The following is a 5,534-nucleotide window of genomic DNA, read 5'->3' as shown; positions in this document are numbered from 1 at the left end:
CCGACGGCTCCCCCGGTCCGAGCGGGGAGGGCGGGTTCCCGGCCGAGGCCGGGCGCTACCACCTCTACGTCTCGCTCGCCTGCCCCTGGGCCCACCGCACCCTGATCGTGCGGGCCCTCAAGGGCTTGGAGGAGGCGATCTCGGTCTCGGTGGTCGATCCGCATATGGGGGCGGAGGGCTGGGTGTTCGGCGATTCGCCCGGCGCCACGCCCGACACGGTCAACGGCGCCACCCGCCTGTACGAGGTCTACCTGAAGAACGATCCCGGCTTCACCGGCCGCGTCACCGTGCCGGTGCTGTGGGACAAGCGGCGCGGCGTCATCGTGTCGAACGAGTCGGCCGAGATCGTCCGCATGCTGAACGGGGCCTTCGGGACCGGGGAACCCGACCTCTACCCGGCAGACCTCGCCGGCGAGATCGACGCGGTCAACGCCCGGGTCTACGACGCCGTGAACAACGGGGTCTACAAGGCGGGCTTCGCCACCGGGCAGGAGGCCTACGCGGAGGCCTTCACCGCGTTGTTCGCCGAACTCGACGCCCTGGAGGCCCGCCTCGACGCGGCGCGCTACCTCTGCGGCGACCGGCTGACGGAAGCTGACATCCGCCTGTTCACCACCCTGGTGCGGTTCGACGCGGTCTATGTCGGGCATTTCAAGTGCAACCGGCAGCGCATCGCCGATTATCCCAACCTGTCGAATTACCTGCGCGACCTCTACGCCCTGCCGGGGGTCGCCGGGACGGTGAACCTCACCCACATCAAGCGGCACTATTACGAGAGCCACCCGACCATCAACCCGACCGGCATCGTGCCGCTTGGGCCCGCCCTCGACTTCGCGGCGCCGAACGACCGCGCAGCCCGCTTTCCGGCCTGAGCCGGGAGGGGGCCCCTCGACAGATCGGTGCCCAGCCTTACATCGGAACCATGACGCTGCTCCCGACTGCCCGCCTTCTCCTCCTCGCGACCCTGCCTGTGCTCGCGGCCACATCCGTATCGGCCCAGACCGCCGTGAAGCTGGAGGGCCGCTGCGAGAAGCTCGTGATCGCCGGCAAGGACGTGACCGCCTCCTGCAAGAACACCCTGATGAACACGGTCTCGCGCAACCGCACGAGCTTCGACTTCGCCGCCGAGGGGCGCGCCCTGAGCTTCAGCGGCAACGGCGCCCAGCAGGAGCGCACCGAGGAGACCGATCCGCTCCAGCCCATCAACCTCGTGATCCCGAGCGAGACCACGAAGGACGGCGTGGTCCAGGGGCCCCTGGTCGCCGTCGGCGCCTGCGCCTTCAGCACGCCGGAGCCGGGCAAGACCGCGATCACCTGCGAGGCGAACGCCGCCAAGGGAACCTACCAGGGCACCTTCGTGACCGATGCCAAAACGCCCGATCCCAAGATGCCCGATCTCAAGATGCCCGACACCAAGATGCCCGCCCCCAAGACGCCGGGCACCGAGGCCGGTGGGACCGCACCGGCCCGCTAGGGCCCTCGCGCATCGACGGCGTCGGCCGCCCGAGGGCAGGACGCGCGGGAGATCGAGGCGATTGCGTGTGGACGTCCGCTCTGGTCCGAGCGCGCGGAGTTCCCATCTCTTGACGCAGGACGGGACGGACGGACAGACCGGACTCTCCCACGGATCCAAACGAAGGCCTTGAGGACGTTATGCTGAACGATGCGCCGATGCCGGGCGGGACCATCAAGGACGTGACCACGGCGAGCTTCCGCCAGGACGTCATCGCCGAGTCGATGCAGCAGCCCGTGCTCGTCGATTTCTGGGCGCCCTGGTGCGGCCCGTGCAAGCAACTCGCCCCCGTTCTGGAGAAGGTGGTCGCGGGCAGCGCCGGTCAGGTGAAGCTCGTCAAGATGAACATCGACGAGCATCCCTCCATCGCCGGTCAGCTCGGCATCCAGTCGATCCCGGCCGTGATCGCCTTCGACAAGGGCCAGCCGGTGGACGGCTTCATGGGCGCGGTGCCCGAGGCGCAGATCAAGGAATTCATCACGCGCCTCGCCGGTCCCGCCGGCCCGACGCCGATCGAGGCGGCCATGTCCGAGGCCGAGGCGCTCCTCGGGACAGGCGACGTCGCGCAAGCCGCGCAGCTCTACGCCGCCGTTCTCTCCGAGGAGCCCGAGAACGTCGACGCGATCGCGGCGCTCGCCAAGATCCAGCTCGACCTCGGGGACATCGAGAACGCCAAGCAGCTCGTGGCCATGGCCCCCGCCGACAAGGCCGCCCATGCCGGACTCGCCAGCGTGCGCGCGGCGATCGAGCTCGCGGAGCAGGCGGCGGCGCTCGGCGACCTCGGTGCCTTCCAGACCCGGATCGACGCCGATCCGAACGACTTCCAGGCCCGCTTCGACCTCGCGCTCGGCCTCAACGGCCGCAACATGCGCGACGAGGCGGTGGACCAGCTGATCGAGATCGAGCGCCGGGACAGGACCTGGAACGAGGGCGCGGCGCGCAAGCAGCTCCTCACCTTCTTCGAGGCCTGGGGCCTGATGGACAAGGCCTCGATCCGCGGGCGGCGACGCCTGTCCACCCTGGTCTTTGCGTGAGGCCGCGAACGAACCGCAGGGGAACACGATGAGCACGCATGCGGGCTACAAGGGACCGGCCGATTGCCCCGGAGTGATTCCGGTGTTCCCGTTGCCCGGTGCGCTGCTCCTGCCGCGCGGACAGATGCCGTTGAACATCTTCGAGCCGCGCTACCTCGCCATGATCGACGACGCCCTGCGGAGCGACCGGATCATCGGCATGATCCAGCCGGACGTGGAGGCAGGCTCGTCGCCGATGACGCCGAAGCTGTTCCGCGTCGGCTGCGCCGGGCGCATCACCCAGTTCGCCGAGACCGGCGATGGGCGCTACCTCATTTCCCTCACCGGCATCGCTCGGTTCCGGGTGGAGAGCGAACTCGCCACCACCACCCGCTACCGCCGCTGCCAGGTTTCCTACGACGACTTCGCCACCGATTTCGAGGCGCGGGCCGGTGAGGAGGCGGTGGACCGGGAGGGCGTGCTGAAGGCGCTGCGCGACTTCGTCGAGGTCAACGACCTCAAGGTCGACTGGGCCGGCATCGAGGAGGCGCCCAACGAGGCGCTGGTGAACGCGCTGTGCATGATGAGCCCGTTCGGCGCCCGCGAGAAGCAGGCCATGCTGGAGGCTCCCGATCTCAAGACGCGGGCCGAGGTCTTGATCGCGGTGACCGAAATGGAGTTGGTGCGCGGGTCGGGCTCCGAGCCGACGCTGCAGTAGTTTCTCGATACGGAAGGACACCCCCATGGCCGATGACACCCCGAGCCCCGTCGAGGCCACCCGCGTCGACCCCAAGCTCCTCGAGCTCCTCGTCTGTCCGCTGACGAAGGACACCCTCGAGTACGACGCCGCCCGGCAGGAGCTGGTGAGCCGCTCCGCCCGCCTCGCCTACCCGATCCGGGACGGCATCCCGATCATGCTGCCGGAAGAGGCGCGCGCGCTGACCGATTGAGCGGTCTCCGCGGTATGTCCGATCGACCGACCGTCGCCATCGTCGCCACCGGCGGCACCATCGCGATGAAGCACGATCCCGGCACGGGCGCGCCGGTTCCGGCCCTGACGGGGGCCGACCTTGTCGCCGCGGTGCCGCGTCTATCCGACCTCGCGCGGATCGAGGTACTGGAATTCGCCAACGTACCGAGCGCCTATCTGGGCCCGGCCCTGTGGCCTGACCTCAGCCGCGCGGTGGCGGGCCTGCTCGCGCGGCCGGAGATCGCGGGCGCCATCGTCCTCCACGGCACCGACACCCTGGACCAGACCGCCTATTTCCTCGACCTGACGCTCGCGAGCGACAAGCCGGTGGTGGTGGTGGGCGCCCAGCGCAACGCCTCCGAGGCGGATGCGGACGGGGCGCGCAACCTCCTCAACGCGGTCCGGCAGATCCTGGCCCAGGGCGCACGCGAGGACCTACGAGGGTTGGGTGTCACGGTGACGCTCAACCACAACATCAACGCCGCCCGCGAGGTGCGGAAGTCCCACACCAACAACGTCGAGACCTTCAATTCCGGCGAGGCCGGCTTCCTCGGCCATATCGACGAGGACCGGGTGGTCTTCGCCCGGAAGTCCCTGCGCCGCCAGACCCTGCCGCTGCCCGACCGGCTCGCCCGGGTCGATCTCGTGGCGATGGCGGCCGGCAGCGACGGTCGCCAGCTCCGTCACGCGGTGGCGGACGGGGCCGAGGGCGTGGTGATCGCCGCCTACGGCTTCGGCAACGTCAACGAGGCCCTCTACGACGCGGTGGTGGAGGCGATCGCGGCCGGCGTCACGATCGTGGTGGCGAGCCAGGTTCCGCATGGCCGGGCGCTCCCGGTCTACGGTTTCAAGGGCGGCGGCGGCACGCTGCGCGCTGCCGGCGCGGTCTTCGCCGACGATCTCACCCCCGACAAGGCCCGGGTCCTGGCGCTGCTGGCCCTGCCGATCACCCGCGACCGCCAAGCCTTGCAGGCGTATTACGACCGCTAGGGATGCCGGGCGCGGGAAGCGCCCGGCCGGGTCCGGCGCCCCGAGCACGGCGGTCCCCCGTCGGGGGCTCAGGTCCGGAAGAAAGCCAGCAGATCGGCGTTGATGAGGTCCGGATGGGTCGAGGCCATGCCGTGCGACAGGCCCGGATAGACCTTCAACGTGCCCTTCTTGACGAGCTTGATGGCCAGCTCGGCACTGTCGGCGATCGGGACGATCTGATCGTCCGCGCCGTGCAGGATGAGCACCGGAACCTCGATGGCCTTCAGGTCCGCCGTGAAGTCGGTCTCCGAGAACGCCTTGATGCAATCGTAATGGGCCTTGGCGCCGCCCATCATGCCCTGGCGCCACCAATTGTCGATCAGGCCCTGGCTGACCTTCGCCCCCGCCCGGTTGAAACCGTAGAAGGGCCCGGCCGGCACGTCCCGAAAGAACTGCGCGCGGTTCGCCGCCAGGGCGCTGCGGAAGCCGTCGAAGACCTCGATGGGCAGGCCACCCGGATTGGCCGGGGTCTGCAGCATGATCGGCGGCACCGCGCCGATGAGGACGGCCTTTCCGACCCGACCCGACTTCGCCCGCGCCGCGTAGCGGGCGACCTCTCCACCACCCGTGGAATGGCCGACGTGGAACGCGTTCTTCAGGTCCAGGTGCTCGGCCAGCGCCGCGACGTCGGCCGCATAGGTGTCCATCTCGTTGCCGCTGTCGGTCTGGGTCGAGCGGCCGTGGCCGCGGCGGTCATGGGCGATGACGCGGTAGCCCTTCTGCAGGAAGAACAGCATCTGCGCGTCCCAGTCGTCCGCGCTCAGGGGCCAGCCGTGATGGAAGACGACCGGTTGGGCGGTCCGGGGACCCCATTGCTTGTAGAAGATCCGGGCACCGTCCTGGGTCGTCAGGAAGCCGCTCTCGGATTTCGCGGACGGCCCGGCGGGGGCAGTGGCGCTGCGGGCGGCTCCGGGTGCAGCCTCGGCTGCCTCCGTCGCCAACGCGGTGGCCACGACGGCGGCGCCGAGCCCCACGGTCATCAGGCCGCGGCGGGTGGCGGTGTCGAGCT

At 69.8% G+C, this 5,534-nt stretch carries 7 protein-coding genes; 6 read left to right on the top strand and 1 reads right to left on the bottom strand.

From position 1 onward, the window contains the following. From K2X24_RS06230 to K2X24_RS06205, 6 genes are all read left to right on the top strand, one after another. A partial coding sequence (locus K2X24_RS06230; RefSeq protein WP_292495771.1) for a glutathione S-transferase family protein occupies positions 1-872 on the top strand: 872 nt, incomplete at its 5' end. A gap of 50 nt (positions 873-922) precedes the next feature. Next, the gene (locus K2X24_RS06225) at positions 923-1,474 is read left to right on the top strand and encodes a hypothetical protein (protein ID WP_292495769.1); all 552 of its coding nucleotides are present in this window, start codon (positions 923-925) and stop codon (positions 1,472-1,474) included. 179 nt (positions 1,475-1,653) lie between these two features. Further along, positions 1,654-2,547: a thioredoxin gene (gene trxA, locus K2X24_RS06220; RefSeq protein WP_292495767.1), complete on the top strand. Its 894-nt coding sequence runs from the start codon at positions 1,654-1,656 to the stop codon at positions 2,545-2,547. A 28-nt stretch (positions 2,548-2,575) separates the two neighbouring features. Next, complete coding sequence (locus K2X24_RS06215; RefSeq protein WP_238280216.1) at positions 2,576-3,244, top strand: LON peptidase substrate-binding domain-containing protein; 669 nt, start codon at positions 2,576-2,578, stop codon at positions 3,242-3,244. A 25-nt stretch (positions 3,245-3,269) separates the two neighbouring features. Further along, a complete protein-coding gene (locus K2X24_RS06210; RefSeq protein ID WP_238280215.1) occupies positions 3,270-3,476 on the top strand; it encodes a Trm112 family protein in 207 nt (68 codons plus the stop codon). 14 nt (positions 3,477-3,490) lie between these two features. Then, on the top strand, positions 3,491-4,486 hold the full coding sequence (locus K2X24_RS06205) for an asparaginase (protein ID WP_292495764.1): 996 nt from the start codon (positions 3,491-3,493) through the stop codon (positions 4,484-4,486). 68 nt (positions 4,487-4,554) lie between these two features. Here the strand turns inward: K2X24_RS06205 and K2X24_RS06200 are convergent, their stop codons facing one another. Continuing rightward, the gene (locus K2X24_RS06200; protein ID WP_292495773.1) at positions 4,555-5,505 is read right to left on the bottom strand and encodes an alpha/beta hydrolase; all 951 of its coding nucleotides are present in this window, start codon (positions 5,503-5,505) and stop codon (positions 4,555-4,557) included. Between the last annotated feature and the right edge of the window lie 29 nt (positions 5,506-5,534).

This window comes from Methylobacterium sp. (assembly GCF_019750675.1).
In the GTDB taxonomy this organism is placed as follows: Bacteria; Pseudomonadota; Alphaproteobacteria; order Rhizobiales; family Beijerinckiaceae; genus Methylobacterium.
The sequence above is the reverse complement of the archived record's forward strand: the minus strand, read 5'-3'. Positions and strand labels throughout refer to the sequence as shown.

Coding starts and splice junctions, on each gene's coding strand:
- K2X24_RS06200 (WP_292495773.1), bottom strand. CDS start 5,505: ATGACCGTGGGGCTCGGCGCCGCCGTCGTGGCCACCGCGTTGGCGACG.
- trxA (WP_292495767.1), top strand. CDS start 1,654: ATGCTGAACGATGCGCCGATGCCGGGCGGGACCATCAAGGACGTGACC.
- K2X24_RS06215 (WP_238280216.1), top strand. CDS start 2,576: ATGAGCACGCATGCGGGCTACAAGGGACCGGCCGATTGCCCCGGAGTG.
- K2X24_RS06205 (WP_292495764.1), top strand. CDS start 3,491: ATGTCCGATCGACCGACCGTCGCCATCGTCGCCACCGGCGGCACCATC.
- K2X24_RS06225 (WP_292495769.1), top strand. CDS start 923: ATGACGCTGCTCCCGACTGCCCGCCTTCTCCTCCTCGCGACCCTGCCT.
- K2X24_RS06210 (WP_238280215.1), top strand. CDS start 3,270: ATGGCCGATGACACCCCGAGCCCCGTCGAGGCCACCCGCGTCGACCCC.